Here is a 24776-nt window from a genome sequence, read left to right as displayed (position 1 = left end):
GTCCCGTGCCGGAAGCCCGCGCCCGTGTCCGCTCAGCGTGCCGCCGCCACCAGGGCCGGGTGCAGCACGCTGCCGGCGGAAACCAGCGCGCCATGCCGCGGCACCGGCGCATTATAGGCGAGAGGATGGCCGTCGAGCGTGGTCAGGCGTCCTCCTGCTTCGTGCACCAAAAGGTCCGCTGCGGCAAGGTCCCAATCATTGCCATTGGGTGACGCCAGTGCCGCATCCAGCTCGCCCGTCGCCACGCGGGCGATCCGCAGCGCCAGCGAGCGGATGCGCGTCACCCGGCGTAGCGGGCCTGCACGGTCGATGTGGTTGAGCCAGGGCGCCGGGCCATCCACCACCGCGCCGCCGAGCGCGTGCGTGCGCGAGACCTCGATGGCCTGGCCGTTTCGCGTAGCCCCGCCGCCGAGCACGGCGACGAACAGCTCGTCAGTGACAGGCGCGAACAGCGCGCCGGCGATCGGACGGCCGTCCTCCACCAGCGCCGCCTCGACGCACCAGTCCTGCCCGCCCGCCATATAGGCGCGGGTGCCGTCGATGGGATCCACGATCCACACCCGCCGGCGCGAGAGGCGCGAGGGCTCGTCGGCGGTTTCCTCCGATAGCCAGCCATAGCCGGGACCGATCAGGCTGAGGCGCTCGCGCAGCATCAGGTCGACGGCGAGGTCCGCCTCGGTGACGGGGGAATCATTGTGCTTGGACCAACTCTTCACCCCCTCGCGGAACATCGCCACCGCGACTGCGCCGGCGGCCACCACCGCGTCTGCCAGATGGCGCGCGGCGATGGCGGGATCGGCGAGAGGATCGACGGCGGGGACGGCGGCGGAATCGGGGGATGCGGGGTGCGGAATGGGGGTGATGTCCATCAAGAGGGATTAGGGCGAAGGCGAGGTGCCCGCAACGGCGATATCGGCATTGCGAGCGATTCCGACAAGCTTTCGTCAAGCATAGGAGCCATTCGCGGGCCCCGCAGGGCCGCGAAGAAACGGTCAACCATTTCCCTTAAGCCGATGCGGGGGAGCCCTCGCCTAGCGTGCCGCCATGACAGGGAGCCTGCGGGCTCGGTAATGGCCAAACAACAGCCGGAACATCGGCGGGAGCGGCAAGATGCGTCAGATGGGGGCGGAGGCGCGGCCTCTGCAGGTGACTTATCCTTATGTCGCGCTGGAACGTCCGGCCGGCGAGGGCTGGCCGCTGGTGTTCCAGTCGCTCGACGAGGGCGCGGACGACGGCGTGCGGCTGGTGGAGCTGGGAATCGAGCGCGTGGTGCTGCGCCGGCGCGTCGCCGGCGTGCCGATGAAGGCGACGCGGCCGCTGCGCGACTATGACGGGCTGGCGGTCGCCCTGCTCGACCCGGAGGGCGAGGGCGAAGGCGTCGCCATCGTTCTCGTGCATGCCGACAGCGCCCTGTCGGTGACGCTCTACAGCGCGCCGCATATCGACGATGTGGTGGCGGAATGGCGCGGCTGGAGCGAGACCCTCGGCCTGCCCATGCTGGTGACGGAAGCCGATGGCTCCCGCCGCCCGGCCTATGCCACGCTCGGCCGGCTGGTGGTCGGCGAGGCGCGCGGGCGCCGTCCGCGTCGCGGTCCGCTCAAGCACCGGCGCCCGAGCGTCTATCGCCGCCGCGCCGCCGGCCGCCCGTTTGGCGAACCCGCCGTGCATCGCGGCGAGCGCGAGATGTTCGCGCGGGACTGAAGGAGCGCCGCCAATGAAATTGCTGACCCCGCTCGCCGCCGCGCTGCTGCTCGCCGCGCCGGCCGCCGCTTCCGCCGCCTCCTGCGCGGCGATGCTGGAGCCCACGCAGGCGGCGCTCGACACCTATATCGAGGCGGTCGCCGCGAAAGGCGCGACCGCGGACGAGAGCACCGGCGCCCTGCTCGACCATGACCCCAGCCCAGCGGGCCTCGCCAGGAGCGAGGCGGCGATCGGCGACGGCACCGTGCCGATGCGTGCGCAGAAGGCCCTCGACGAGGCCCGTGCGGCACAGGCGGCGGGCGAGGAGGCCAAGTGCCTCGCCGAGGTGGCGAAGGCGCGGAGCCTGATCGGGCTCAAATAGTCGCTCACGGGTCCGCCGCATGAAAAAGGGCGCCCGAGGGCGCCCTTCGTCTTTTCGGCCGCAGGACGGCTCAGGGGCAGACATGCACCCAGGCGCCGCCCCAGTTGCGCCGCCAGAAGCAGCCGGGACGCACCGGCGGGCCCCAGCCGCGCGCGTAAGGCGGTACGTACCAGTAGTTCCAGTTCGGCCGCCACACGCAGCGCCACGGGCCGCAGACCCAGCGCACATTCTCCACCGGCAGGGTGGAGGCGGTGCCGGGCAGCGCCGGCACGGCGGCGCCGAGCGTCGGAGAGGCGACAGCGGCCTCCGCGCCGCCGGAGGCGAGGCCGGCGGCGGAGAATGCTCCGAGCACGAGAGCGACAGCGAGCACCGCCCGGCGCAGATGGCGCAGGGGGCGGGCAACGAGGGAAGACATCACGGAACGGCCAGTCATCAAGGCACTCCCGAATGTTGTTATCAATGCGGCGGACGATAGCACGGCCGCCTGCCCGCGCCAGCCGTAACCCCATGCGGCGGCGAAAAAATTCCCGGCCCACCGGCGACTTTCGGGGCGGCCTTGCTATGCTCCGCGCCACCCGCTCCCCGAGGCCATACCCGGAGACCTCCCATGCGCTCCAAGATCATCGGCACCACCCTTCCCGTGCTCGAAATCCAGCTCGACGCCGGCGACCGCATCGTCGGCGTGCCGGACCAGCTCTCCTGGATGTCGGGCGACGTCACGCTCACCACCTCGACCGCCGGCGGCGGCGCGGGCGGGCTGTTCGGGCTGGTGAGCCGGGCGGTGTCCGGCGGCGGACTGTTCATGACCGAGTTCCACGCCGAGCGCGGGCCGGGCAATGTCGCCTTCGCCGCCAAGCTGCCGGGCAGTTTCGTGCCGGTTGAGATCGCGCCGGGGGGCGGCTACATCGTGCACCGGCACGGCTTCGTCTGCGGCTCGCCCGGCATCGAGGTGACCACCGCCTTCCAGCAGACGCTGGGCGGGGCAGTGTTCGGCGGCGAGGGCTTCATGCTGCAGAAGCTGGCCGGCCAGGCCAGCGCCTTCGTCGAGCTGAGCGGCGAGCTCGTCACGTATGAACTCCAGCCCGGCCAGTCGCTGCTGGTGCATCCCGGCCATGTCGGCATGTTCGAGGAGAGCGTCGCCTTCGAGCTGACGACGATGCGCGGCATACGCAACGCGCTGTTCGGCGGCGACGGGCTGTTCCTCGTGCGGCTTTCCGGGCCGGGCAAGGTGTGGCTGCAGTCGCTCACCGCGCCGAGCCTCGCCCACGCCCTCGCCCCCTACCTGCCGGGCAAGCAGGGCTGAGGGCGCTCAGCCTGGGGGCATGCCGGCGCCGGTGCCGCTGAGCAGCACCAGCCCGACGAGGCCGCCGCCGAGCACGAGGATCGCCGGGTTCACCTTCTTCATGAAGTAGACCCCGGCGAACACGCCGATGGCGATGAGGATGGTCAGCGTGCCGTCGATGGCGGTGCGTGCGATGGAGATGGTGCCCGCCGCCATCAGCCCGACCACCAGCGGGGCGAGCCCCTGCTGAAGCGAGCGGCGCCAGGGCGAGCCCTCGAAATGGTCCCACACCCGCGAGGCCGCCCAGGAGATCGCCCCGGCGGGCAGGAAGAAGCCGAGAAAGGCCAGCAGCGCACCCGTGAAGCCGGTGACGTGATAGCCGATCACGATCACCATCAGCATGTTCGGGCCCGGCACCACCTGCCCGAGGCCGTAAATGTCTCGGAACTGGTCGTCGCTGAGCCAGTGATAGCTGCCGACGACGAGCTCCTTGGTCTCCGGCAGCACGGCGGCGCCCCCGCCGACCGCCAGCACGGAGAGCAACGAGAAGACCGCGAAGACGGAGAGATTCTCGTTCACGACACGCCTCCCGGCCCGCGCTCGACCGGCGCGTCGCCCTTTTTCGGACGGAACAGGAAGACCGCCACCGGCCCGACGGTGAGCAGCACCCAGACCAGCGAGATGTGCAGGAAGCTCACCATCAGCACCGTCACCACGATGATGGTGACGTTGACGATCTCGCCGAGCTGCCTGCGCCCGATCTGCAGCGTCACCGCCGAGAGCATGCCCACCGCTGCGGCGCCGACGCCGACGAGGGCGGCGTTCACGTAAGGGTTATGGGCGTTGGCGGCGTAGAGCACGCCGAGCACCAGAACCATGGTGCCGCCGGGCAGCGTCATGCCGGCGAAGGCGACGATGGCGCCGGCCACACCGCGCAGCCGGTCGCCGACGATGATGCTCATATTGGTGGCGTTGAGGCCCGGCAACGCCTGCGCGATGCCGAGGGCGGAGAGAAAATGCTCCTCGTCGAGCCAGCGCTTCTGGAGGACGAGGCTGGAGCGCAGATAGGCCACCACGCCGCCGCCGAAGCTGATGGCGCCGATGAACAGGAAGGTGAGGAAGATGCTCCACAGCGGCACGTCGCGCGGCACGGCGTAGGGTGCCGGCGCGTCGGCGCTACCGGTGCCGGGCGGGATGGGGGAAGTCATGGCGGGCGGTCCCGTGTGCGTCGTCGTCCGCGCTCAGCCCTCGTGGCTCGCCACGAGCTGCTTGCCGAAATTGTAGACCAGCGCCGTCTTGGTGGCGCCGAGCTTCACCCATTCCGGTGCGTGGGTCTGCGCCGCCTTGAAGAACTCCTCCGAGCGCGCCACCGCTTTGGCGTGCAGCGCGTCGTAGCGGTCGAACTTCGCCTGGAAGGCGAATTCGCCGATGATCGAGGTCTCGGTGGCGCGCTCGCGCCAGACCGCGATGGTCGCCTTGGCAATGAGGCCGTGGCCGAAGTCAAAGGAACCGACATTCACCTGCACCTCCTCGACCGGCAGGTTGTTGACCAGCGACACCTTGGCGCCGGTATCGGCCGGGCAGTGCTCCGCGAGTTCGGGGAAGACCGAGGTGATGCGCCCCAGCCCCTCGTCGAGCACGAGGCCGGGCGTCAGCAGCACGCAATTGTGCGAGTAGAGCGAGCGCATGCCTCCGAGCTCGTCCTTGAGCGGCAGCAGCTCTTCCTTGAACTTGATGTCGGCGCGCCCGCTCATATGCGGCACCACGTCGACGCCCGCGGCGGTCGCCAGATCGGGGTGGCGGAACTTGAGCGTCAGCTCATGCTCGGAATCGGGCCAGCCATCGGTGTAGAAGGTGCGCTTACGCAGGATGAAGGCGTTGCGGTAGAGGTCGTAATCGGGCGTGTCGTAGAACAGCACCTCGCGGACCTGGCGCTTGAAGCCGTCCTTGTTGGTGGTGACGCCGACCTTGAACTCGGGCGCGATCAGGCACAGCTTGTGCCAGTACACCTCGAACTGATGCGGGTCGAAGAACCGTTCCGGGCGAAGCAGGATCTTGTATTCACGGTAGTGGATATCGTCCATGGAAGCTCCGCCGCCTCGCGGCCCGCCGCATGCAGAAGCAGAAGATTTACGCCGCCGACGCCAGCGCGACAAGCGGATCGATCAAGCCTCGTCACACGCGCGTCATGCCGGCGCGCACCTTGAACGAGGCCACCCAAATGTGGTCCAACCATGCGGATCACGAACAGCCCCTGCGGACGCGGCCGCGACGGCCGCTCCGGCGAGAAAGAGACAGCGCCATGCCCTCCAAGCTCGACCAACTGCGTGCCATGACCGTCGTCGTCTCCGACACCGGCGACATCGAGACGGTGCGCCGGCTGAAGCCGCAGGACTGCACCACCAACCCGACCCTGCTGCTCAAGGCCGCCGAGATGCCGGCCTATGCCTTCCTCGTCGACGAGGCGATCGAGTGGGGCCGCCGGCAGGGCGGCGCCTCGCAAGCGGTGGTGGACGCCACCTGCGACCGGCTGGCGCTGAACTTCGGCGCCGAGCTCTCCAAAATCGTGCCCGGCCGCGTCTCCACGGAAGTGGATGCCGACCTCTCCTTCGACACCGAGGCCTCGCTGGCCAAGGCCCGCTCCTTCATCAAGTCCTATGAGGAGCGCGGCGTCGGGCGCGAGCGCATCCTCATCAAGCTGGCCTCGACCTGGGAAGGCATCCGCGCTGCGGAGATCCTTCAGAAGGAAGGCATCGACTGCAACCTGACCCTGCTGTTCTCGCTCGCCCAGGCGGCGGCCGGGGCGGATGCCGGCGCCTTCCTCATCTCGCCCTTCGTCGGGCGCATCCTCGACTGGCACGTGAAGGCGGGCGAAGGCCCGTTCACCGCCGAGACCGATCCGGGCGTCGTGTCGGTCCGCCAGATCTACGCCTACTACAAGAAGCACGGCATCCCGACCGTGGTGATGGGCGCCTCCTTCCGCAACACCGGCGAGATCGAGGCGCTGGCCGGCTGCGACCGGCTCACCATCGGCCCGGCGCTGCTCGACCAGCTCGCCGCCGACGAGGGCGTGCTGGAGCGCCGCCTCGATCCGGCCGACACGACGGGCGCGCCGGAGCGGCTTCATCTCGACGAGAAGGCGTTCCGCTTCGCGCTCAACGAGGACCAGATGGCCACCGAGAAGCTCTCGGAAGGCATCCGGCTCTTCGTGAAGGACCTGCGCACGCTGCGCGGCATGGTCGCCAAGCGGCTGGAAGGCGCCAAGGCGGCCTGATAGAGGAGGCTCCGGCCTCCTTTTTCGATGGCGTACGCATGATCCCTCCCGAAATCGGCTTTGCGCTGGCCGCAGGCCTTGCCGCCGTCTTCGTCGGCATGAGCAAGGGCGGGGTGCCGATGATCGGCTCCCTCGCCGTGCCTACCATGGCGCTGTTCATGTCGCCGGTGACGGCGGCCGGCCTGCTGCTGCCGGTCTATGTCGTCAGCGACATGTTCGGCGTGTGGGCCTACCGGCGCGAATTCTCCACCCGCAACCTCGCCATCCTCATTCCCGCCGCCACGGTCGGCATCGGCATCGGCTGGGCCACCGCCTCCATCGTCACCGACGCCGAGGTGATGCTCATCGTCGGACTGATCGGCCTCGCCTTCTGCCTCATACGCTGGCTCGGCGGGGCGGGGCAGGCGGCGCGGCCGGCGGACCTGCCGCGCGGGCTGTTCTGGGGCGCGGTGTCGGGCTTTACCAGCTTCGTCAGTCATGGCGGGGCGCCGCCCTACCAGATGTATGTGGTGCCGCAGAAGCTGCCGAAGATGGTCTATGCCGGCACCACGACGCTGACCTTCGCCGCCGTCAACGCCATCAAGCTCATTCCCTACTGGTCGCTCGGCCAGCTCAACCCGGCCAACCTCACTGTCACGGCGCTGCTGATGCCGGTGGCGGTCGCGGCCACCTTCGTCGGGGTGAAGCTGACACGCATCCTGCCGGAGAAGCTGTTCTACCGGCTGGTGATGGGCGCGCTGTTCCTGATCTCGCTCAAGCTGACCTGGGACGGCGCGCGGCTGATGCTGGGGGCCTGATCAGTCCTCGGCCGGCCGGGCGACGAGCGCGGCGGTCCAGAAGCCGAGGGCGAGCACCAGCGCCAGCGCGATGATGGCGAAGAGCACCGCGTCGTAGGAACCCGTCGCCGTCCACAACGCCGCGAGACCCGCCGGGGCGAGCGCGCGCGAGAAGGTCGCCGGCAGCGAGAGAACCCCGTTCACCGCGCCATAGGCCCGCCGCGTGATCAGCTCGGGCACCGCCAGCCCGCGCACGATGGTGATGATGCCGTTCACCGCGCCGTAGCCGACGGCGAACAGCGCCACCCATTCGAAATGCGGCGGCATGAACTCCAGCGCCAGGAAGGCGAGCGGGAACACAGCCACGATCACCGCACCAACCGCCCGCACCGGCGCGCGCGGGGCGAACACCGACACCACCACCCGGCCGGCGACCTGCGCCGGGCCGATGATGGCGAGGGCGCCGACCACGCTGGCAATGTCGAAGCCGCGCTCCACCAGCAGCGGGTAGACGTGAAAGGTGAAGCCCGAGAACATCGCGGAATAGGCGGTGAAGGCGAGCGCCAGCGCCCAGAAGGCCGGCTGGCGCAGCGCCTGCGCCACGGGCGAGCGGCGCGGCAGCGCGTCGTCCGGCACGCGCGGCGGCAGGGCGTCGCGGGAGGGGTCGATGGCGAGGTAGTTGGCGCTTGCGCAGACCAGCACGTTCACCGCGCCGAGCACCAGCAGCGTGTCCCGCCAGCCCACCGCCTCGATGAGGAACTGGATGAGCGGGATGAAGACGGTGGAGGCGAAGCCGCCCCACAGGGTCAGCGCGGTGATGCCGGGGCGGGCGTTGAGCGGGCCGGCACGGCGGGCGACGACGGCGAAGGCAGGCTCGTAGAGCGTCGCCGCCTGCACCACGCCGAGCCCAGCGACGGCGGCATAGAACAGCATCAGGCTCCCCGCCTGCGACCACAGCAGGAACAACAGCCCCGCCAGCGCCGAGCCGCCCGCCATGACCGGTCGGCCATGGCCGCGGTCGATGGCGAGGCCGGCGGGATAGGCGGCAAGACCTGCCAGCGCGAGACCGAGCGTCGCCGCGCCGTAGAGCTCGGCCTTCGACCAGCCGAGTTCGACGCTCATCGCCTGCGCGATCTGGGGAAAGCTGTAATAGAGCGAGCCCCAGGAACAGAGCTGGGCGACGCCCAGCCCGATGATGAAGGGCGAGCGCCCGTCCGGCGGCCGGTGACGCGCCTCGGGCGCTGCGGCATCCACGTCAGGCAGGCCGCGCCGGCGCAAGCACGTCGCTCACCAGATTGACCCAGTAGCTGGCGCCCACCGGCAGCAACGCGTCGTTGAAGTCGTAATGGGCGTTGTGCAGGTTGGGTCCCGGGCCGCTGGCGAGGCACAGATAGGCGCCCGGCACCGCCTCCAGCATGTAGGCGAAATCCTCCGCCGCCATGATCGGCTCGAAATCGGGCACGATGGCCTCGCCCACCGTCGCCCGCGCGGCGGCCAGCGCCAGCCCGAATTCGTGAGCGTGATTGACCAGCGAGGGGTAGCGCCGGTCGTAGCGGATCTCGGCACGCGCGCCCTGCGCCGCGCACACGCCTTCCACGATGGCGCGGAAGCGCGTCTCGGCGAGGTCGCGCACCTCGCGCGAGAAGCTGCGCACCGTGCCGCGCAGCAGCACCTCGTCGGGGATCACGTTCCAGGTATCGCCGCCATGAATCTGGGTGACGGTGACCACCACCGCCTCCTGCGGGCTCACCGAGCGCGAGACGATGGACTGAAGCTGGGCGACGAGGTGGGAGGCCGCCAGCACCGGGTCGATGCCGCGCTGGGGCATGGCGGCATGGGCGCCACGCCCGATCACCTTCACCTCGAAGATGTCGAAGGCGGCGAACATGGCGTCGGGCCGGCCGAGAAAGGTGCCGAAGGGCGCGTTCGGCCAGTTGTGCAGCCCATACACCGCCTGCATCGGAAACAGGTCGAACAGGCCCTGCTCGACCATGACCTTGCCGCCGCCCTCGTTCTCCTCGGCCGGCTGGAAGATGAAGTGCACCGTGCCGGCGAAGTCGGGATTCCGGCTGAGGTGGCGCGCAGCGGCGAGCAGCATGGTCATGTGCCCGTCATGGCCGCAGGCGTGCATCTTGCCGGGCGTGTCGGAGCGCCACGGCAGATTGGTCGCCTCATGGATGTCGAGCGCGTCCATGTCGGCGCGCAGGCCGATGGCGGGGCCCTCACCAGCTTTTCCCGTCAGCGTCGCCACCAGCCCGGTGCCGGCCAGCCCCCGATGCACGGGCAGGCCGAAGCTCTCCAGCTTCTGCGCGACGAAGGCGCCGGTGCGCGTCTCCTCGAAGGCGGTCTCCGGCATGGCGTGCAGCGTGTGGCGCCAGCCGGCGAGTTCGTCCGCCTGCGCCGCCAGGGCGGGAAGGACACCGGGGCTGACGCCGGCGCCATAGAGTCTGTCCGGGCCGTCCTGCTGCGCGTCCTTGGCCATATCGCGTCCACCTTTGCTGGCGTGCCGGTGGGCCGGGCTTATCGCGGGCGGAAGCGGCCGGCAAGCTCCGGCGCGCCGCGAGGACGAGGAACCCCCCGGTCGAGGGGACGTTGGTCCCGACACGGTCCAAACGGAGGAACCGGCCATGAACGCCATGCTGACAACCCCTGAGCCGACGCCATATGCCGCCGTGCCCGGCCAGCCCGATGCGCCGGTGCCCGGCGTGCCGCCCATGCCGGGGCCTGCGCCGACCCCCGATCCGCGGCCGACGCCCGGTCCCGCGCCGGGTCCCGCTCCCGGTCCGGCGCCGGTGCGCGACCCGGAGATTACGCCGGTGCGCGATCCCGAGGAGCCGATCATCAGCGATCCGCCGCCGGCGCCGCCGCCGCAGCGCCCGGGCACCGGCACGGAGCTGCGGGCGGCCGGCCCTCGCGAGCCGTCCGAGCGGCCGCCGCCGGCCATCGACGACCCGGTGACGCCGCCCGACCCCGACCCGGATATCGTGCCGGACGTAGAGGAACCCGGCGACGAGCCGGGTCCGGCGCCCATCGACCTGCCGCCGCGCGACCCCGGACAGCCGGCGCCGGGCACGCTGCTCTGAGGCGTCTTTGCTCCTGCGGCCGGGAACGTTCCCGCCGCGAACCTGTTTTCCCGATATCCGGCTGCGGACGGAAATGTATCCGCGCGGCCGAATACCACAAAACCCTAAATGATTACCGGCTCTGTCAGGAGGAATTCACCATGGGTCTGTTCTCGAAAGACATCAAGACGATGGACGATCTATTCGTGCACACGCTGCAGGACATCTATTACGCGGAGAAGAAGATCGCCAAGTCGCTGCCGACCATGATCGACAAGGCGAGCGATGCGCAGCTGAAGGCGGATTTCCAGAACCATCTCGGCGAGACCGAGAACCACATACTGCGCGTCGAGGAAGTCTTCCGCATGCACGGCATCGAGCCGAAGGCGGTCAACTGCCCGGCGATCGACGGCATCATCGACGAGGCCGAGGAGATCGCCGGCGATGTCGCCGACAAGCAGGTGCTCGACGCGGCGCTGATCGCTGCCGCGCAGGCGGTGGAGCATTACGAGATGACCCGCTACGGCACGCTCATCGCCTGGGCCAAGCTGCTCGGCAGGCCCGACTGCGCCGGCGTGCTGACGAAGAACCTCGCCGAGGAGAAGAACGCCGACACCAAGCTGACCAAGCTCGCGGAATCCCGCGTCAACCTGCACGCCGCCGAGTAAGGCGGCGCGCGGAGACGACGCGCGATGCCGGCGCCGGCCCGGATCCTCCCCTGTCCGGGCCGGTGGCCGGTCGTTTTTCACCCCAAGGGAGGCAGTCATGCCCGCAAAATCCAAGGCACAGCAGAAGGCGGCCGGCGCGGCGCTCGCCGCCAAGCGCGGCGAGGCGAGCAAGAGCTCGCTGCGCGGCGCGTCGAAAGAAATGGCCGGCTCGATGACCGAGAAGGAGCTGGAGGAGCTCGCCTCGACCTCGCGCAAGGGCAAGCCCGATCACGTCGAGAACCCCCGCTGATCTGCGCAGGTCCGCGCTGCGGGCGGGAACGATGACGCCCGGCACCGCGTTCATGCCCCCGCAACAGTGTGGGGAATGTTCATGGCGCCGGGCAGCACGCAGACGGGAAGACCGAACCAGTCGCTCTTTACCCGTTTCGCCCAGAAAATATCGGCCGCCGCCGGGAAGCCGGCGACCTTCGTCGGTGCGGCGGCGCTGATCGTACTCTGGGGCCTCAGCGGCCCCTTTGTCGGTTTCGGCGACACCTGGCAGCTCATCATCAACACCTCGACCACGATCATCACCTTCCTGATGGTGTTCGTGATCCAGAACAGCCAGAACCGCGACACCGCCGCCCTGCACATCAAGCTGGACGAACTGATTGCCCGCACCGAGGGCACGCGGCGTGTGCTGCTGGACCTCGAGGAGTTGGACGATACCGCGCTGGAGAAGATCCGCGCGGAATATGAGGAGCTTGCCCGCCGCGAGCGGGAGGGCGACGGCGGCGGCAAGGAGGGCGGGGGAGAGGCGAGGCCGGCCCGCGAGCCGGCGCCGAAGACTTCCCGCCGCCCGACCCCGCGTAAAACAGCCTCCGAAAAGACCGCGTCCGGCGCTTCCACGCCCCGGAAACCCGCCTCCTAGGCGGTCCGCCTTGATGGTCGCAGGGCTGCGGGACGGCGGCGTCACCCCTTGCCGCCGTCGCCCTTCTTGTCTCCGTCCTTGCGGCCCTTGCCCTTGGCGTCCCCTCCCTTGGCGTCCTTCGCCTTGCGGTCCTTCTCGCCGGCGCCGCCCGGGCGCGCGCGGTTGGTGAAGCGGGCATTGCCCAGCCCGGTGCCGATGGTCAGCACGCCCCAGCGTTCCACATCCTGCATGAAGGGCGTCTCGCTCAGCCCCTGCACCACGGCGTCGTTGTGCATCACCACCGCCGTCTCGTGGCCGTCGATCTCGGGAATCGCGTCCCACAGTGCCGCCGGCAGGTTGAAGCGCTGGCTCTCCCAGTTGCCCGGCAGGTTCTGCGCGCCGGCCTCGATGGAGCCGTCCGCATCGATGGCGCCGGGACAGGCGACGCCAATGAAAGGGGCGAGCTTCAGTCCCTCTTTGCCGGCCTTGTCGATCAGCCCGCGCAGCATGTCGACGAGGCGCTCCACCGCGTCGTCGCGATGGGTCTCGTCGTCACGGTGGCGCCACAGCTCCAGCGTGCGCACCCGCGCCTTCGACAGGTCGTCCGCCTTGCCGAGATTGAGCTTGACGATGCCGGCGCGGATATTGGTGCCGCCGATGTCGACGGCAAGGATGTCGTCGAAGCTGCCGAACATCCAGCTCGGCGCCAGATGCGCGGCGCCGATCAGCCCGGCTTCGTCGGGATGATTGCGGATCGGCTGCAGCTCCACCTTCACCTCGTCGGCGCGCAGCAGCAGCTCCGCACGGGCGATGGCGAGGGCGGCGAAGCGGCCGGAGGTGAGCCCGCCGCCGACCGCGACGCGCTCGGTGTCGCGCCAGTCCTTGGTGCGCAGCAGGCGGCGCAGCACGGCGGCGAGGTCCTGCGCGTAATCCTCCATGGCGGAATGCACCACGGCCTGCTCGCGCGGCTCGCCCTTGATCAGCACATCGTCGATCAGGCTCTTGGACAGCTCAGGCGTCGGCGTGTCGCCGAAGCGGGGCGAGACGTCCTCGTCCTTGCCGTTGTCGTCCTTGCCGTCCCCATCCTTGCCGTCCCCATCCTTGCCGTCATCGTCCTTGCCGCGGTCCTTGCGGCCCTTCCCCTCGCCGTCGGCGAGGACGCGCCAGCGCTCCAGCCCCTCAAAGAAGGCGGCGCGGCGGGCGCGGTCGCCGAGGAATCCGTCCTCCTCGCGCAGCTGGCTGTTGCAGGCGTCGACGGTGACGGAGGCGAGCGTCGCCGCCCCGTGCACGCCCAGCGCCGGCGGCGTCTCCTTCGCCCGCGTTTCGGACTTCTTCGCGCCCTTGTTCTTTTCGCTGGTCGTCTTCTCGCTCGTTGTCATGGCGCAGCCGGAAACCTCCCTCACGATGGCCGACGGCGGTATCGGCATCGGCGCAGGAGAACGGGCCAGGGCGGCTCCGCGTTCCCTTCGCCCGGCCGGCGACGAAAATTCGCAGGTGGCGGGAATAGGCGGGCGGGCGGCTCCGTATACGGATCATGAGGCGCGAGAAGACAGGCGGCATAAGGTTCGACGTGATGGGGCAGCTCCCCGTCATGCGCCGCTATGCGCGCTCGCTGACCCGCGACGACACCGATGCCGAAGACCTTGTGCACGACGCGCTGGTGCGCGCCTATGAGCGGCGCGGCAGCTTCGATGCCGAGCGCGGCGGTGCCGCCGGCGGCCTGCGCGGCTGGCTGCTCTCCGTGCTGCACAATGTCTTCATCGACCGCCGAAGGCTGAACGCCGCCCGCACCCGCCGCGAGGCGCAGGCGGGCGAACTTGCGGACACCGTGGCAGCGCCCGCGCAGGAACACAGCCTGCGCCTCGCCCAGGTGCGCGACGCCTTCATGGAGCTTCCCGAGGAGCAGCGCGCGGCGCTGCATCTCGTGGCGATCGAGGGCCTTGGCTATGCCGAGGCCGCGAGCGCACTCGGCATCCCGCAGGGGACGCTGATGTCGCGCCTGTCGCGCGCCCGCGCCGCGCTGCGCGCCGTCGAGGACGGCGCCGGCGCCGGGCGTTCCAGCCGTCTGCGCATTGTGGGAGGTGCGGATGACCCGTCCCGTTGATCCGGTCTCCGACGACGACCTGCAGGCCTATGTCGACGACCAGCTCGACGTCGCCCGACGCATCGACGTCGAGGCGTATCTGAGCGCCAACCCCGCCGCCGCTTCGCGGGTGATGGCGGACCTGCGCACCCGCGACGAGCTTCGCCTCGCGCTCGCCGAGACGCCGCGCGCCGCCTCCGCCGCCACGGCGCGGCTCGCCACCGCCGAGGCCGCCCGCCGGCTGGAAGGGGCACTGTCGCGCGAGCGCTGGCTGCGCCGGATGCGCATCGCCGCCACGGTGGCGCTGCTCATCGGCGCGGGCTGGTTCGCCCATGCCCAGTTCGGCCCGCTCGGGGTCAGCCGCGTGGTCGCCTCCGGCCTGCCGCCGGCCTATGTCGAGGACGCGGTGCGCGCCCATCGCACGGCGCAGCTTCGCGCCGGCATGCGCTCGCAGCCGGGCGCCTCCTACGACCCCGCCGAGATCCGCGCCGCCACCGCCATCGTGCTGCCGGCGCTGCCGGAGGACTGGAAGGTGGAGGATGTGCAGGTCTTCCCCTCCGCTTTCGGGCCGAGCCTCGAACTCGCCGTGCGTACCCATGAGCACGGTGCCGTCTCGCTCTTCGCGGTGCGGCCCGGCACCTTCGACGTCGTGCCGGCCACCACCGTGCCGAAAGACGGGCTGACCGCCGCCTACTGGCAGGTCGGCGAAGTCGCCTACGCGCTCGTCGCGCCGAACGACGCCGAACAGGGCGCCGCGAGTGCTCGCGAGATCGACCGTACCGCGAGCCGGCTTGCCCGCTCGCTCTACTGAACCCACATCATGTCAAGGAGATCGTGATGAACACGCCCAATTACGGCTTCCAGTGGCAGACCGGCGCTCGCGGCGTCGACCGGGCCGTCTTCGACGAGGGCCTGCGCCGCCACATGCTGCGCGTCTACAACTACATGGCGCTCGGCCTCGTGCTGACCGGCGCCGTCGCCTTCATCGTCGGTACCACGCCGGCGCTCTATGTGCCGATCTTCTCCACCCCGCTGAAGTGGGTGGTGATGCTGGCCCCGCTCGCCTTCGTGCTGTTCTTCTCGTTCCGCATGCAGTCCATGTCCGGCAGTGCGGCGCAGACGATGTTCTGGGCGTTCTGCGCGGTGATGGGCCTGTCCATGGCGTCCATCTTCCTGGTGTTCACCGGCACCTCGATCGCGCGCACCTTCTTCATCGCGGCGACCATGTTCGGCGCCACCAGCCTCTATGGCTACACGACCAAGCGCGACCTCTCGCAGTTCGGCTCCTTCCTCATCATGGGCCTGATCGGCGTGGTGATCGCCAGCGTCGTCAACATCTTCCTCGGCTCGACGATGCTGCAGTTCATCGTCTCGGTGGTCGGCATCCTCGTCTTCGTGGGCCTGACGGCGTGGGACACGCAGTCGATCAAGGAGCAGTACGCCGACCATTTCGACGCCGAATCGCAGCAGAAGCTCGCCGTCTTCGGCGCCTTCTCGCTCTACCTGAACTTCATCAACATCTTCCAGCTCCTGCTCAATTTCACCGGCGAGCGGGAGTGACGGAGCCCGAACCCCAAGGGAATCTCGTCATGAACGACCAGGATCGCCAGGCCATTGACGGCCTCTTCGCCAAGCTCGCCGAAGCCGAGCGTCTGTCGGGTCCGCGCGACCCGCAGGCGGAAGGCTTCATCGCCGAGCGCATCGCCGGCCAGCCGGCGGCTCCGTACCTGATGGCGCAGACCATCGTGATGCAGGACTACGCCCTCAACCAGGCGCAGGCCCGCATCGCGGAGCTGGAGCGGCAGGCCGAAGAGGCCCGGCAGGCGTCCGAGGAAGAAGCCCGTCCCGCCGGCGGCGGGGGGCTGTTCGGCAGCCTGTTCGGCTCCGGCCAGACCCCGGCGCGGCGCAGCCCGGTGCCTTCCGTGCCGCGTCCGGCCGGCGGCCCGCAGGCCGGGGCCATTCCCGCCGACGCCTCGCCGGCCTGGCGCTCGGGGGCGGTGGCGGGCGCGCCGATCGCTGGCGGGGCCCCGTCCGGGCCGTTCGGCGGCCAGCCGGGTCAGCCCGGCATGCAGCCCGGCGGCTTCGGCCGTCCCGGCTTCGGCGGCGGCGGGTTCCTGGCCGGTGCGGCGCAGACCGCGATGGGCGTCGCCGGCGGCGTGCTGCTGGGCAACGCCATCGCCGGCATGTTCGGCGGCAGCGAGGCCAAGGCGGCGGAAGCACCGGCCGAGCCGGCGGCGGACACCGGCGCGCAGGATGCCAGCGCGCAAGATGCCAGCGCTCAGGATAGCAGCGCGGCCGATCAGGACTTCGGCGCACAGGATATCGGCGCGGCCGACGATGGCGGCTTTTTCGGCGGCGGCTGGTTCGACAGCGGCGAGGATATCTGACCGGCGGCCTGCCGCCGGTCTCCAGCTTGCGCCTTGCGGGGACGACCCGAAGCCTTCCCACGGGCTCCCGCGCGGCGCTGACTGCCCCTCACCTGGACAGGCCGGTTCCGCTGGCCTGTCTCTTTTTTTGCGCGAAGGGGGACTTACGCGAAAGCCTGTCGTGCTCAGACGCGCAGGCCGTTCTCCAGCGCGAAATCCCTCAGCTTGCGTTCCGGCCGGGCGCCGATATGGCTGATGATCTCGGAGGCCGCCAGCGCACCGAGCTTCAGGCTCTCCTCCGCCGCGAAGCCGCGCGCGAAGCCGTGCAGGAAGCCGGCGGCGAACAGGTCGCCCGCGCCCGTGGTGTCGACCACGCGCGCCACCGGAAAGGCCGGCACCGCAGCCGTCTCCGCGCCGGCCACGCAGAGCGCGCCCTTCTCGCTGCGGGTGACGACGGCACGCTTCGCCTCGCCGCGCAGCTGCGCCAGCGCCTCGTCGAAGCCGGTCTCGTAGAGCGAGGTCAGCTCGGCCTCGTTGGCGAAGACGAGATCGACGGTGCCGGTGCGGATCAGGTCGAGGAACTCGGCGCGGTAGCGCCCGACGCAGAAGGCGTCCGACAGGGTGAGCGCCACGGTGCGCCGCGCCTTGTGGGCAATGCCGGCCGCCTTGAGGAAGGCCTCCTTCGCCGCCGGCGGGTCCCAGAGATAGCCTTCGAGATAGGTCACGGCCGCGCCGGCCACCGCCGCCTCGTCGACATCGGCCGGCGACAGATCCTGCGCCGCGCCGAGGAAGGTGTTCATCGTGCGCTCGCCGTCGGGCGTCACCAGAATGAGGCAGCGCGCCGTCGCCGGACCGCTGCCGGCGGGCGGGGTGGCATAGGCGACGCCCGCCGCGCGGATATCGTGGGCGAAGATGCCGCCCAGTTCGTCGTCGCGCACCTTGCCGACAAAGCCGGAGCGCCCGCCGAGCGTGGCGACGCCGACCATGGTGTTGGCGGCCGAGCCGCCGGAAATCTCCACGCCCGGCCCCATGGCGGCGTAGACTGCTTCGGCGCGCGCCTCGTCGATCAGCGTCATGCCGCCCTTGCGCATGTCGTGGCGGTCGAGGAACGCTTCCTCGGCGCGGGAGATCACGTCGACGATGGCGTTGCCGAAGCCGATCACATCGAGGTGCTGGGCGGACATGGACGGATTTCCCTTGTCGTTCGGGCGGGAAGGAAGGCGGTCCAGCCGGTAGCAGACGCGCCGCCCCGCCGCAACGCCCGGAACCGCGTGCCGCCCGATGCGAGCCGGCAGGGCGCCCCGCTTTCGTGACGCCGGCTTCCCTTCTATTGCTAGGGTCGATCCTCACGCGCGGACATCATGGCCCTTCTCCGGCACGCCTCCACCGTCGCCCTCGCCACACTCGCCTCGCGGGTGCTCGGCTTCGCGCGCGACGCCGGCGTGGCGGCGCTGTTCGGCACCGGCGTGGTGGCGGACGCCTCCGTTGCAGGCCTTGCCCTGCCGCAGATCGCCCGCCGGCTGCTGGGCGAGGGGGCGCTCAACGCGGCGATCCTGCCGGGCCTCGCGCGCGCCGACGCCGAGGAGCGCGCGGCCCGCGCCGGGGCGGCGCTCATGCTCTTTGCCCTCGCCGCTCTGGGGCTGGCGGCGCTGTGTCTTCTCTTCATGCCGCAGTTGGTCGCCCTGCTGGCGCCCGGCTTTCCCTCGGACGGCCCGCGCGAGGCCGGCGCGGTGCTGGCCGGCCGGCTCTCGGTGGCGGCGATCCCGCTGGCGATCCTGGCCGGCGTGCTGGCCGCCTTCGCCAATGCGGCAGGGCGCTTCGCCCGGCCGTCCCTGGCGCCGGCCGCCGCCAATCTCGTCGTGCTGGCCCTGCTGCTGCTGCTGTGGCTCGCCGGGGCGCACACCATAAGCGTGGAGGCGGCGCTCGGCTGGCTGGCTGCCGGAGCGGTGGCGGGCGCGTTCACCCAGTTCGCGCTGAACCTCCTCGCCGTGCCGCGCGGCTTCTTCCGCCTGCGCGTCGACGTGGCGGCGTTACGGGCCGCGCTGCCCATGCTGGCCGCCGCCGTGCCGACCCTGTTCGCCGCCGCCCTGCCGCAGCTGCGCTTCCTCATCGCGGCGGCCGCCGCCTCCGGCATTGCGGGCGGGGTCGCGGCGCTGTTCTACGCCACAAGGCTGGTCGAGCTGCCGCTCGGGCTCGTCGGCGCCAGCGCGGGAGCGGTGCTGCTGCCGGCGCTCGCGGGGAGCGAGGCGCAAAGCGGCGGCAGGACAGGTATCGGCGCTGGCGGCATCGAGGCGGCGCTGGCGCTGTCCCTGCCGGCGGCGCTGGGCCTTGCCGTGCTTGCCCATCCCATCGTGGTGGTGCTGTTCGAGCGCGGCGCCTTCGACCCGGCGGCAAGCGAACTCACCGCCGCCGCCCTCGCCCTGCTGGCGCTCACCCTGCCGGTGCAGGCGCTGGAAAAAATCCTGATCGCGCTCGCCTTCGCCAGCGGGCTCGGACGGCTGGTGAGCCTTTCCGGCCTCGTGGCCCTGCCGGCGGGCGCGGTTGCCGGCTTCCTCGCCGTCGGGCCGCTCGGCATGGCGGGCGCGGCGCTCGGCGTGCTGGTCTCCAGCCTCGTCGCGCTCGCCGGCCTCGCCATCGGGCTCGGCCGGCGTGGCCTTCTGGTGGTGCCGGCGCCGAGCCGCACTCGCCTGGCGCGGCTCGTCCTTGCGGCGCTGGCCATGGCCGTCGCTGTCGGTCTCGGCCGATACATCGCCCAGCCGGTGCTGGCGGCGGGCGGGCTCGGCGCGACCGGCATGCTCGGCGCGCTCGTGCTGGCGGGTGTCGGCGTCTACGGCGCCGCCGCGTGGGTACTGGGCGGCATCGCGCCCGCCCTGCTGGGCGCAGGCCCGAGGCGGTGAGCCCGCCGGCCCGCAGTTGCGGCGCCGGGCGAGGCGTGCCATAGCGCCCTCGCGCGCGCGGCGCATCGCGGGGCGCAGACCACAGGACGTTCCGACATGGCCTTTCCGCAGCTCGTGTTTTCCGGCGTCCAGCCGACCGGAAACCTGCATCTCGGCAATTATCTCGGCGCCATCCAGCGCTTCGTGGCGCTGCAGGAGAGCCATGACTGCCTCTATTGCGTGGTCGACCTGCACGCCATCACGGTCTGGCAGGACCCGGCGGAGCTGAAGCGCTGCATCCGCGAGGTCACGGCGGCCTTCATCGCCTCCGGCATCGACCCCGCGCGCCACATCGTGTTCAACCAGAGCCAGGTCTCCGGCCATGCCGAGCTCGCCTGGGTGTTCAACTGCGTCGCGCGCCTGGGCTGGCTCAACCGCATGACCCAGTTCAAGGAGAAAGCCGGCAAGGACCGCGAGAACGCCTCGGTCGGCCTCTACGCCTACCCGAACCTGATGGCCGCCGACATATTGCTCTACCGCGCCACCCATGTGCCGGTCGGCGAGGACCAGAAGCAGCATCTGGAGCTCGCCCGCGACATCGCGCAGAAGTTCAACAATGATTTCGGCCCCTCCATCGCCGCCAATGGGCTGGGCGAGACGTTCTTCCCCTTGCCCGAGCCGCTGATCGGCGGGCCGGCGGCGCGGGTGATGAGCCTGCGCGACGGTGCGAAGAAGATGTCGAAGTCGGACCCCTCCGACCTCTCGCGCATCAACCTGACCGACGACGCCGACACCGTCGCCTCGAAGATCCGCAAGGCCAAGACCGACCCCGAGCCGCTGCCCTCCGAGGCGGAGGGGCTGAAGGGCCGCCCCGAGGCGGAGAACCTCGTCGGCATCTATGCCGCGCTGGCGGAGCTGCCGAAGGACGCGGTGCTGGCGCAGTTCGGCGGCGGCCAGTTCTCCACCTTCAAGGCGGCGCTGGTCGACCTCTCGGTGGCGAAGCTCGGTCCCATCGGCGCGGAGATGAAGCGCCTCGTCGCCGATCCCGACCATATCGACGCCATCCTGCGCGACGGCGCGGCGCGCGCCCGCGTGCTCGCGGATCGGACCATGGCGCATGTGAAGGACATTGTCGGCTTCGTGCGCTGACGGCCTCAGCCTTACGGCGTGCCGGCGATCTCCTCGATCGGCACGGGCCGTTGCAGGAAATAGCCCTGCGCCAGATCGGCGCCGAGGTCGCGCAGCATGTCGAGCTCGCTCGCGGTCTCGACGCCCTCGGCGATGATGGAGGAGCCGATGTCATGCGCGAAGGCGATGAGCCCGCGCGCCAGCGCCCGTCGCCGCCAGTCCGTGTCGATGTCGCGCGTCAGGCTGATGTCGAGCTTGATCGTGTTCGGGGCGAGATTGAGGATGTGCCGCATGGAGGCAAATCCGGCGCCGGCATCGTCCACCGCCAGGCGCAGCCCGCCCCGCCGCAGCGGCTCGAGCGCCGCGAGCAGCGCCTCGTAGTCGGCGACGATGCGTGCTCCGTCACCTCCAGCACGAGGCGCAAGGTGGCGGCAATCTCCAGCAGCGGCAGCAGCCGGCCGGAGAGTATGAGGCCGGGCGAGACGTTGATGGCGAGGAAGACGGAGGCCGGCAGCCGGTCCAGCGCCGGCAGCGCGTTGAGCACCGCTTGCATCTCCAGCGCGTGATCGAGCCCGACCCGCCGCGCCATGTCGAACCAGATGTCCGGCCCCCGCATCGGCGGGCGATCGAAGCGGGCCAGCGCCTCAACCCCTTTCACGCCGCTTCCGTCGACGCCGGCAATGGGCTGGAACACCATGCGCGGTGCGCCCGCCGACATGGCGAACCGCAGCTCGCGCCTCTCGTGCCGCCGCCCGCAGTCGGCAAGCGCGGCTTCCTCGATGCGGGCGGCGATCACATCGGCGAAGGCGTGCATGATGCGCATCTCGCGCTCGCCGAGCGAGGGATCGCTGCGATGGTGGAAGCAGCACAACGTGCCGTACACCGCGCCGGTGTCGACCCGGATCGGCACGCTCAGATGCGCCCCGATCGGCAGCGCATGGGTAGCCGCAAGGTCGCGTGCCGCCGGCACCGCCGAGGTGTCTGGAATGCAGGAGGGCATTTCCCCGCGAACCACCTTGAGGCAGTACCCCTCCTCCAGCGAGAGCGCCTGTCCGCGCACGATGGGCGCCTCCCCCGCCGCGTCGACATGCTCGAACACGCGGTCGCGGCGCCTGAAGCGGGCGATGAAGGCGACGTCCATGTCGAGGTGCTCGCGCACCATGCGCAGCACGCGGTCGAGGCCGGCGCGCACCACTTCGTGCTGGAGCGCATCGGACAGCGGGTCGGTGCGCTCGGGCGGGACGATGACGCGGTTCATGGCTCCCCTGGCGAGGATCGTCCCGGTCGTCCGCAGCCCTCCCGACGGGCTCGTCCGGCCAGCACGGACAGACGTCTCAACCATAGCATGACGCCTTGTCGACAAACAATCTTAGGCTGCAGTGACGTGGGCAGCGGTTGCACCGGAGGGGGCGACGGCAGTATCGCCCCGATGGGGCAGCTGCATGGGGTGCGCCATGAGGTGGAGCCATGAGGTGGAGCCATGAGGTGGAGCCATGAGGTGGCGCCAGCAGGTCGTGCTATGAGGAAGGCGAGTGGCGGTAGCGGCCACCGCCCCGAGTGACGGAAAAGACCGATGTCGCGCAGGCGCCAGAGCCACGAGCCCGGCCATTACCGCAAGTTCCTCGTCATCGCCGACGACACGGCGGAATGCGACCGCGCGCTCTATTACGCCGCCCGCCGTGCCGCCCGCACCCATGGCGGCGTGGTGCTGCTCGGCGTGCTGGAACTGGCCGACGCCTCCAGCCAATGGCTCGGCGTCGCCGAGCTGATGCGCGCGGAAGCAACCGACAAGGCTGAGGCGCGGCTCGGCCAGCTCGCCGCCCGCGCGCGGGCGGTCTCCGGCGCCGGCGCCCATGACCCCGAGCAGGTGCTGCGCGAAGGGGAGCTCGCCGCCGAGATCCTCAAGGTCATCGAGGCCGACGAGGATATCGCCATCCTCGTGCTGGCCGCCGGCACCGGCCACGAAAGTGCGGGTTCGCCGGGGCCCGGCCCGCTCATCGCCTCGCTGGCCAAGGGTGTCTGGGCGGGCCTGCACATTCCCGTCACCATCGTTCCCGGCGGCCTCTCGGATGCCGAGATCGACGCCCTCGCCTGAGAGAACATCTCGACGCGCTGACCGCGGCGGCCTGTCCGCGCCTCAATGACTGCGTCCGCCGCGCCGGCTTCGCCAACACGCAGGGCGTCCATGAGGAAGCCTTCGCCGAGCTGGTCGCCATGCTGGACGAACTGGAGGCGCGGCTCGCCGAGGGTGAACATCGACCACATCAAGCGCGGCTACTACTCGATCAAGGCGCTGAACCCGAACGCCATCGTGCCCGTGGGCCCGGTGCTCGACTGGCTGTGAGCGGCGTTCGGCGCCGTCTTCCCTGGGGACGCCCCTTCCCCCGCGGCGCCGGAGGGCTTATCTAAATTCCAAATTCCCCCGTCGCCGCGGCCTTGAACCCCGGTCGGCAAGGAGACCCCAGATGTTCATCCAGACCGAGCCCACCCCGAACCCCGCCACGCTGAAGTTCCTGCCCGGCCGCACCGTGCTCGGCCAGGGCACGTTCGAGGCCCGCGACGCCGACGAGGCCGGCCGCTCGCCGCTCGCCTCGCGCCTGTTCGAGGTGCCCGGTGTCGCCGGCGTGTTCTTCGGCTCCGACTTCGTGACCGTGACGAAGGAGAAGGGCGAGTGGGCGCATCTCAAGCCCGCCATCCTCGGCGCCATCATGGAGCATTTCGTCTCCGGCCAGCCGCTGCTGCCCGAGGACCACGAGCATGTGGCGGACGACGCCTTCTTCGAGGCGAAGGATGCGGGCGTCGTCGACACCATCCGCGAGCTGATCGACACCCGCGTGCGCCCGGCGGTCGCCAATGACGGCGGCGACATCACCTTCCGCGGCTACAAGGACGGCGTGGTGTTCCTCGCGATGAAGGGCTCGTGCGCGGGCTGCCCCTCCTCCACCGCGACGCTGAAGAACGGCATCGAGAACCTGCTGCGCCACTTCGTGCCCGACGTGGTGGAAGTCCGCCCGGTCTGAGCCGTCCGGCACACCAGAGCTGAAGCCCGGCCCGGGCGCCTCCCTCCTCCCGGCGCGTCTCGCGCCGGGCGCGCCCCGGAACCCGCATGCTGATCCTCGCCATCGACACCGCACTGGAAGCCTGCTCGACGGCGCTGCACGACACTGGCGCCGATACGACGCTGGCGGTGCTGCGCGAGCCGATGACGCGCGGCCATGCCGAGGCGCTGATCCCCATGGTGGCCCGCGTGCTGGAGCGCGCCGGCCAGAGCATGTCCGACATCGATGCCTTCGCCGTCACCGTCGGCCCCGGCAGTTTCACCGGGCTGCGCGTCGGTATCGCGGCGGCGCGCGGCTTTGCCCTCGCCACCGGCAAGCCGGTGATCGGCCTCTCCACCCTCGCCGTGCTGGCCGCGCCCCTGCTGGCGCGCGACGACAGCGTGCCGGTGGCCGCCGCCATCGACGCCCGGCACGGCAATGTCTACCTGCAGGTGATCGGCGCCGCCGGCCGGGTGCTGGTGACGCCGCGCGCCATGGCAGTGCGCGACGCCGCCCGCTCGGTCGCCAACGGGCCGGTGCGCCTCGTCGGCTCCGGCGCCCCGCTGATCGCCGATGCGTGGCCCTCCGGCGAGCGGGCGCCCATCGTGCTGCTGGGCGACCTCACCCCCGATCCGGTCTGGCTGGCGCGGCTTGCCGGCGTCGCCGACCCGGCCCGTTCCGAGGCGCGCCCGCTCTATCTGCGCGAGGCCGACGCCAAGCCGCAGACCGGCGGACGGATCGCGCGGCGATGATCGCGCAAGGCCTCGACCGGCTGCTCGCGGGGCTCGGCCTGCGCCGCAGGCCGGTCGCGCTGCGCCCCGCCCGCTCTGGCGATGCCCCGGCGCTCGCCGTCCTCCACGCCGCCGCCTTCCGCATCGGCTGGGACGCGGCCGAGTTCGACCGGCTGCTGGCCAACCGGCTCACCCGCTGTCTGGTGGCGGCCGACGGGCCGGGCGGCGCGCCCATCGGCTTCATCCTGCTGAGCGGCGTGGTGCCGGAGACCGAGATTCTCTCCGTCGCCGTGTCGGGTGCCCGGCGCGGCGAGGGCATCGGCCGACGCCTTCTCGACACCGCCTTCGGCACGCTGGCGGCGGAGGGCTTCCGCACCGTGTTCCTGGAGGTGGAGGAGGGCAACCGGCCGGCGCTGCGCCTTTATGAGCGCGCCGGGTTCCACGAGATCGGCCGCCGGCCCGGCTATTACCGGGGGCCTGCGGGCGAGCCGGTGGCGGCCATCGCCATGCGGCGGGACATCGCCTGAGACAAGCCGACGCC

Annotated in this window: 28 protein-coding genes and 2 pseudogenes; 20 read left to right on the top strand and 10 right to left on the bottom strand. The window is 70.8% G+C overall.

The genetic code is table 11. The annotated features are described in order from the left end of the window. Positions 1–32: 32 nt before the first annotated feature. Positions 33–869, bottom strand: a complete 837-nt coding sequence (locus MWN33_RS02950) for a 3'(2'),5'-bisphosphate nucleotidase CysQ (protein WP_247198642.1) — start codon at positions 867–869, stop codon at positions 33–35. 241 nt (positions 870–1110) lie between these two features. On the opposite strand from MWN33_RS02950, the gene MWN33_RS02945 reads away from it, so the two are divergent. Beyond that, positions 1111–1701: a DUF6101 family protein gene (locus MWN33_RS02945; RefSeq protein ID WP_247198641.1), complete on the top strand. Its 591-nt coding sequence runs from the start codon at positions 1111–1113 to the stop codon at positions 1699–1701. Between the two features lie 13 nt (positions 1702–1714). Next, complete coding sequence (locus MWN33_RS02940) at positions 1715–2062, top strand: hypothetical protein (RefSeq protein WP_247198640.1); 348 nt, start codon at positions 1715–1717, stop codon at positions 2060–2062. Between the two features lie 70 nt (positions 2063–2132). Here MWN33_RS02940 and MWN33_RS02935 read toward each other — a convergent pair whose 3' ends face one another. After that, positions 2133–2495, bottom strand: coding sequence for a hypothetical protein (locus tag MWN33_RS02935; protein WP_247198639.1), 363 nt, complete (start codon positions 2493–2495; stop codon positions 2133–2135). Positions 2496–2669: 174 nt separating this feature from the next. Between MWN33_RS02935 and MWN33_RS02930 the strand changes: the two genes are divergently transcribed. Then, on the top strand, positions 2670–3365 hold the full coding sequence (locus tag MWN33_RS02930; RefSeq protein ID WP_247198638.1) for a TIGR00266 family protein: 696 nt from the start codon (positions 2670–2672) through the stop codon (positions 3363–3365). A 6-nt stretch (positions 3366–3371) separates the two neighbouring features. On the opposite strand, the gene MWN33_RS02925 is transcribed toward MWN33_RS02930, so the two are convergent. Genes MWN33_RS02925 through MWN33_RS02915 form a run of 3 tightly spaced genes read right to left on the bottom strand, consistent with a single transcriptional unit; the run spans position 3372 to position 5428 of the window. Next, positions 3372–3923 (bottom strand): chromate transporter, encoded by a 552-nt coding sequence (locus MWN33_RS02925; protein WP_247198637.1) that lies wholly within the window; start codon positions 3921–3923, stop codon positions 3372–3374. Continuing rightward, positions 3920–4552, bottom strand: a complete 633-nt coding sequence (locus MWN33_RS02920; protein ID WP_247198636.1) for a chromate transporter — start codon at positions 4550–4552, stop codon at positions 3920–3922. Before MWN33_RS02920 ends, MWN33_RS02925 begins: the two co-directional genes overlap by 4 nt. Positions 4553–4585: 33 nt before the next feature. Further along, a complete protein-coding gene (locus MWN33_RS02915; RefSeq protein ID WP_247198635.1) occupies positions 4586–5428 on the bottom strand; it encodes a hypothetical protein in 843 nt (280 codons plus the stop codon). A gap of 218 nt (positions 5429–5646) precedes the next feature. Here MWN33_RS02915 and tal point away from each other — a divergent pair, with 218 nt between their 5' ends. Together tal and MWN33_RS02905 are read left to right on the top strand one after the other, a co-directional pair. After that, entirely contained in the window at positions 5647–6618 is a 972-nt protein-coding gene (gene tal, locus MWN33_RS02910) for a transaldolase (protein WP_247198634.1), read from the top strand. A 38-nt stretch (positions 6619–6656) separates the two neighbouring features. Continuing rightward, a complete protein-coding gene (locus MWN33_RS02905; protein ID WP_247198633.1) occupies positions 6657–7415 on the top strand; it encodes a sulfite exporter TauE/SafE family protein in 759 nt (252 codons plus the stop codon). On the opposite strand, the gene MWN33_RS02900 is transcribed toward MWN33_RS02905, so the two are convergent. Then, positions 7416–8648, bottom strand: a complete 1233-nt coding sequence (locus MWN33_RS02900; protein ID WP_247198632.1) for an MFS transporter — start codon at positions 8646–8648, stop codon at positions 7416–7418. A gap of 1 nt (position 8649) precedes the next feature. After that, positions 8650–9801, bottom strand: a complete 1152-nt coding sequence (locus MWN33_RS02895; RefSeq protein WP_247199769.1) for a M20 aminoacylase family protein — start codon at positions 9799–9801, stop codon at positions 8650–8652. A 220-nt stretch (positions 9802–10021) separates the two neighbouring features. Here MWN33_RS02895 and MWN33_RS02890 point away from each other — a divergent pair, with 220 nt between their 5' ends. The 4 genes from MWN33_RS02890 to MWN33_RS02875 all read left to right on the top strand — a co-directional run bounded on the left by MWN33_RS02890 (position 10022) and on the right by MWN33_RS02875 (position 12034). Beyond that, on the top strand, positions 10022–10477 hold the full coding sequence (locus MWN33_RS02890) for a hypothetical protein (RefSeq protein ID WP_247199813.1): 456 nt from the start codon (positions 10022–10024) through the stop codon (positions 10475–10477). A gap of 140 nt (positions 10478–10617) precedes the next feature. Continuing rightward, positions 10618–11124, top strand: a complete 507-nt coding sequence (locus tag MWN33_RS02885) for a YciE/YciF ferroxidase family protein (protein ID WP_247198631.1) — start codon at positions 10618–10620, stop codon at positions 11122–11124. A gap of 97 nt (positions 11125–11221) precedes the next feature. Beyond that, a complete protein-coding gene (locus MWN33_RS02880; RefSeq protein WP_247198630.1) occupies positions 11222–11413 on the top strand; it encodes a DUF3008 family protein in 192 nt (63 codons plus the stop codon). A gap of 81 nt (positions 11414–11494) precedes the next feature. Then, complete coding sequence (locus tag MWN33_RS02875) at positions 11495–12034, top strand: low affinity iron permease family protein (RefSeq protein ID WP_247198629.1); 540 nt, start codon at positions 11495–11497, stop codon at positions 12032–12034. 41 nt (positions 12035–12075) lie between these two features. On the opposite strand, the gene MWN33_RS02870 is transcribed toward MWN33_RS02875, so the two are convergent. After that, complete coding sequence (locus MWN33_RS02870; RefSeq protein WP_247198628.1) at positions 12076–13392, bottom strand: ROK family protein; 1317 nt, start codon at positions 13390–13392, stop codon at positions 12076–12078. A gap of 155 nt (positions 13393–13547) precedes the next feature. Between MWN33_RS02870 and MWN33_RS02865 the strand changes: the two genes are divergently transcribed. The 4 genes from MWN33_RS02865 to MWN33_RS02850 are packed head-to-tail and all read left to right on the top strand — an operon-like array spanning position 13548 to position 16483. After that, on the top strand, positions 13548–14117 hold the full coding sequence (locus MWN33_RS02865; RefSeq protein WP_247198627.1) for a sigma-70 family RNA polymerase sigma factor: 570 nt from the start codon (positions 13548–13550) through the stop codon (positions 14115–14117). Further along, complete coding sequence (locus tag MWN33_RS02860; RefSeq protein WP_247198626.1) at positions 14101–14907, top strand: anti-sigma factor family protein; 807 nt, start codon at positions 14101–14103, stop codon at positions 14905–14907. Before MWN33_RS02865 ends, MWN33_RS02860 begins: the two co-directional genes overlap by 17 nt. A gap of 26 nt (positions 14908–14933) precedes the next feature. After that, positions 14934–15656: a Bax inhibitor-1/YccA family protein gene (locus tag MWN33_RS02855; protein ID WP_247198625.1), complete on the top strand. Its 723-nt coding sequence runs from the start codon at positions 14934–14936 to the stop codon at positions 15654–15656. 29 nt (positions 15657–15685) lie between these two features. Beyond that, a complete protein-coding gene (locus MWN33_RS02850; RefSeq protein WP_247198624.1) occupies positions 15686–16483 on the top strand; it encodes a DUF2076 domain-containing protein in 798 nt (265 codons plus the stop codon). 164 nt (positions 16484–16647) lie between these two features. Here MWN33_RS02850 and MWN33_RS02845 read toward each other — a convergent pair whose 3' ends face one another. Further along, complete coding sequence (locus MWN33_RS02845) at positions 16648–17646, bottom strand: adenosine kinase (RefSeq protein WP_247198623.1); 999 nt, start codon at positions 17644–17646, stop codon at positions 16648–16650. A gap of 177 nt (positions 17647–17823) precedes the next feature. Between MWN33_RS02845 and MWN33_RS02840 the strand changes: the two genes are divergently transcribed. Both MWN33_RS02840 and trpS read left to right on the top strand, forming a co-directional pair. Continuing rightward, positions 17824–19359: a lipid II flippase MurJ gene (locus MWN33_RS02840; protein WP_247198622.1), complete on the top strand. Its 1536-nt coding sequence runs from the start codon at positions 17824–17826 to the stop codon at positions 19357–19359. A gap of 96 nt (positions 19360–19455) precedes the next feature. Continuing rightward, on the top strand, positions 19456–20487 hold the full coding sequence (gene trpS / locus MWN33_RS02835; protein WP_247198621.1) for a tryptophan--tRNA ligase: 1032 nt from the start codon (positions 19456–19458) through the stop codon (positions 20485–20487). Positions 20488–20498: 11 nt separating this feature from the next. On the opposite strand, the pseudogene MWN33_RS02830 reads toward trpS, so the two are convergent. Beyond that, positions 20499–21607 (bottom strand): annotated as a pseudogene (locus MWN33_RS02830) (sensor domain-containing phosphodiesterase). 432 nt (positions 21608–22039) lie between these two features. Here MWN33_RS02830 and MWN33_RS02825 point away from each other — a divergent pair. The 5 genes and pseudogenes from MWN33_RS02825 to MWN33_RS02805 all read left to right on the top strand — a co-directional run bounded on the left by MWN33_RS02825 (position 22040) and on the right by MWN33_RS02805 (position 24762). Next, a complete protein-coding gene (locus MWN33_RS02825) occupies positions 22040–22561 on the top strand; it encodes a universal stress protein (protein WP_247198620.1) in 522 nt (173 codons plus the stop codon). Beyond that, positions 22558–22810 (top strand): annotated as a pseudogene (locus MWN33_RS02820) (hypothetical protein); the annotation flags it as partial. The gene MWN33_RS02825 and the pseudogene MWN33_RS02820, both read left to right, overlap by 4 nt. A 121-nt stretch (positions 22811–22931) precedes the next feature. Further along, a complete protein-coding gene (locus MWN33_RS02815) occupies positions 22932–23486 on the top strand; it encodes a NifU family protein (RefSeq protein WP_247198619.1) in 555 nt (184 codons plus the stop codon). An 86-nt stretch (positions 23487–23572) separates the two neighbouring features. Continuing rightward, positions 23573–24256 carry a tRNA (adenosine(37)-N6)-threonylcarbamoyltransferase complex dimerization subunit type 1 TsaB gene (tsaB, locus tag MWN33_RS02810; protein WP_247198618.1) on the top strand — a complete coding sequence of 228 codons (684 nt, stop codon included), beginning with the start codon at positions 23573–23575 and terminating at the stop codon, positions 24254–24256. Further along, on the top strand, positions 24253–24762 hold the full coding sequence (locus MWN33_RS02805; protein ID WP_247198617.1) for a GNAT family N-acetyltransferase: 510 nt from the start codon (positions 24253–24255) through the stop codon (positions 24760–24762). The genes tsaB and MWN33_RS02805 overlap by 4 nt, the downstream gene beginning before the upstream one ends. Positions 24763–24776 lie beyond the last annotated feature (14 nt).

Origin of the sequence: Ancylobacter koreensis, from assembly GCF_023016525.1 — a bacterium.
GTDB lineage: Bacteria > Pseudomonadota > Alphaproteobacteria > Rhizobiales > Xanthobacteraceae > Ancylobacter > Ancylobacter koreensis.
This window is presented reverse-complemented; position numbering and strand designations above follow the sequence as displayed.

Bases quoted from the DNA above. Each gene is read 5' to 3' on its own strand.
- MWN33_RS02840 (WP_247198622.1), top strand. From the start codon at position 17,824: ATGGCCCTTCTCCGGCACGCCTCCACCGTCGCCCTCGCCACACTCGCC.
- MWN33_RS02935 (WP_247198639.1), bottom strand. From the start codon at position 2,495: ATGACTGGCCGTTCCGTGATGTCTTCCCTCGTTGCCCGCCCCCTGCGC.
- MWN33_RS02825 (WP_247198620.1), top strand. From the start codon at position 22,040: ATGTCGCGCAGGCGCCAGAGCCACGAGCCCGGCCATTACCGCAAGTTC.
- tal (WP_247198634.1), top strand. From the start codon at position 5,647: ATGCCCTCCAAGCTCGACCAACTGCGTGCCATGACCGTCGTCGTCTCC.
- MWN33_RS02940 (WP_247198640.1), top strand. From the start codon at position 1,715: ATGAAATTGCTGACCCCGCTCGCCGCCGCGCTGCTGCTCGCCGCGCCG.
- trpS (WP_247198621.1), top strand. From the start codon at position 19,456: ATGGCCTTTCCGCAGCTCGTGTTTTCCGGCGTCCAGCCGACCGGAAAC.
- MWN33_RS02815 (WP_247198619.1), top strand. From the start codon at position 22,932: ATGTTCATCCAGACCGAGCCCACCCCGAACCCCGCCACGCTGAAGTTC.
- MWN33_RS02865 (WP_247198627.1), top strand. From the start codon at position 13,548: ATGAGGCGCGAGAAGACAGGCGGCATAAGGTTCGACGTGATGGGGCAG.
- MWN33_RS02875 (WP_247198629.1), top strand. From the start codon at position 11,495: ATGGCGCCGGGCAGCACGCAGACGGGAAGACCGAACCAGTCGCTCTTT.
- MWN33_RS02845 (WP_247198623.1), bottom strand. From the start codon at position 17,646: ATGTCCGCCCAGCACCTCGATGTGATCGGCTTCGGCAACGCCATCGTC.
- tsaB (WP_247198618.1), top strand. From the start codon at position 23,573: ATGCTGATCCTCGCCATCGACACCGCACTGGAAGCCTGCTCGACGGCG.
- MWN33_RS02880 (WP_247198630.1), top strand. From the start codon at position 11,222: ATGCCCGCAAAATCCAAGGCACAGCAGAAGGCGGCCGGCGCGGCGCTC.
- MWN33_RS02930 (WP_247198638.1), top strand. From the start codon at position 2,670: ATGCGCTCCAAGATCATCGGCACCACCCTTCCCGTGCTCGAAATCCAG.
- MWN33_RS02915 (WP_247198635.1), bottom strand. From the start codon at position 5,428: ATGGACGATATCCACTACCGTGAATACAAGATCCTGCTTCGCCCGGAA.
- MWN33_RS02850 (WP_247198624.1), top strand. From the start codon at position 15,686: ATGAACGACCAGGATCGCCAGGCCATTGACGGCCTCTTCGCCAAGCTC.
- MWN33_RS02890 (WP_247199813.1), top strand. From the start codon at position 10,022: ATGAACGCCATGCTGACAACCCCTGAGCCGACGCCATATGCCGCCGTG.
- MWN33_RS02805 (WP_247198617.1), top strand. From the start codon at position 24,253: ATGATCGCGCAAGGCCTCGACCGGCTGCTCGCGGGGCTCGGCCTGCGC.
- MWN33_RS02885 (WP_247198631.1), top strand. From the start codon at position 10,618: ATGGGTCTGTTCTCGAAAGACATCAAGACGATGGACGATCTATTCGTG.
- MWN33_RS02950 (WP_247198642.1), bottom strand. From the start codon at position 869: ATGGACATCACCCCCATTCCGCACCCCGCATCCCCCGATTCCGCCGCC.
- MWN33_RS02860 (WP_247198626.1), top strand. From the start codon at position 14,101: ATGACCCGTCCCGTTGATCCGGTCTCCGACGACGACCTGCAGGCCTAT.
- MWN33_RS02870 (WP_247198628.1), bottom strand. From the start codon at position 13,392: ATGACAACGAGCGAGAAGACGACCAGCGAAAAGAACAAGGGCGCGAAG.
- MWN33_RS02920 (WP_247198636.1), bottom strand. From the start codon at position 4,552: ATGACTTCCCCCATCCCGCCCGGCACCGGTAGCGCCGACGCGCCGGCA.
- MWN33_RS02905 (WP_247198633.1), top strand. From the start codon at position 6,657: ATGATCCCTCCCGAAATCGGCTTTGCGCTGGCCGCAGGCCTTGCCGCC.
- MWN33_RS02855 (WP_247198625.1), top strand. From the start codon at position 14,934: ATGAACACGCCCAATTACGGCTTCCAGTGGCAGACCGGCGCTCGCGGC.
- MWN33_RS02945 (WP_247198641.1), top strand. From the start codon at position 1,111: ATGCGTCAGATGGGGGCGGAGGCGCGGCCTCTGCAGGTGACTTATCCT.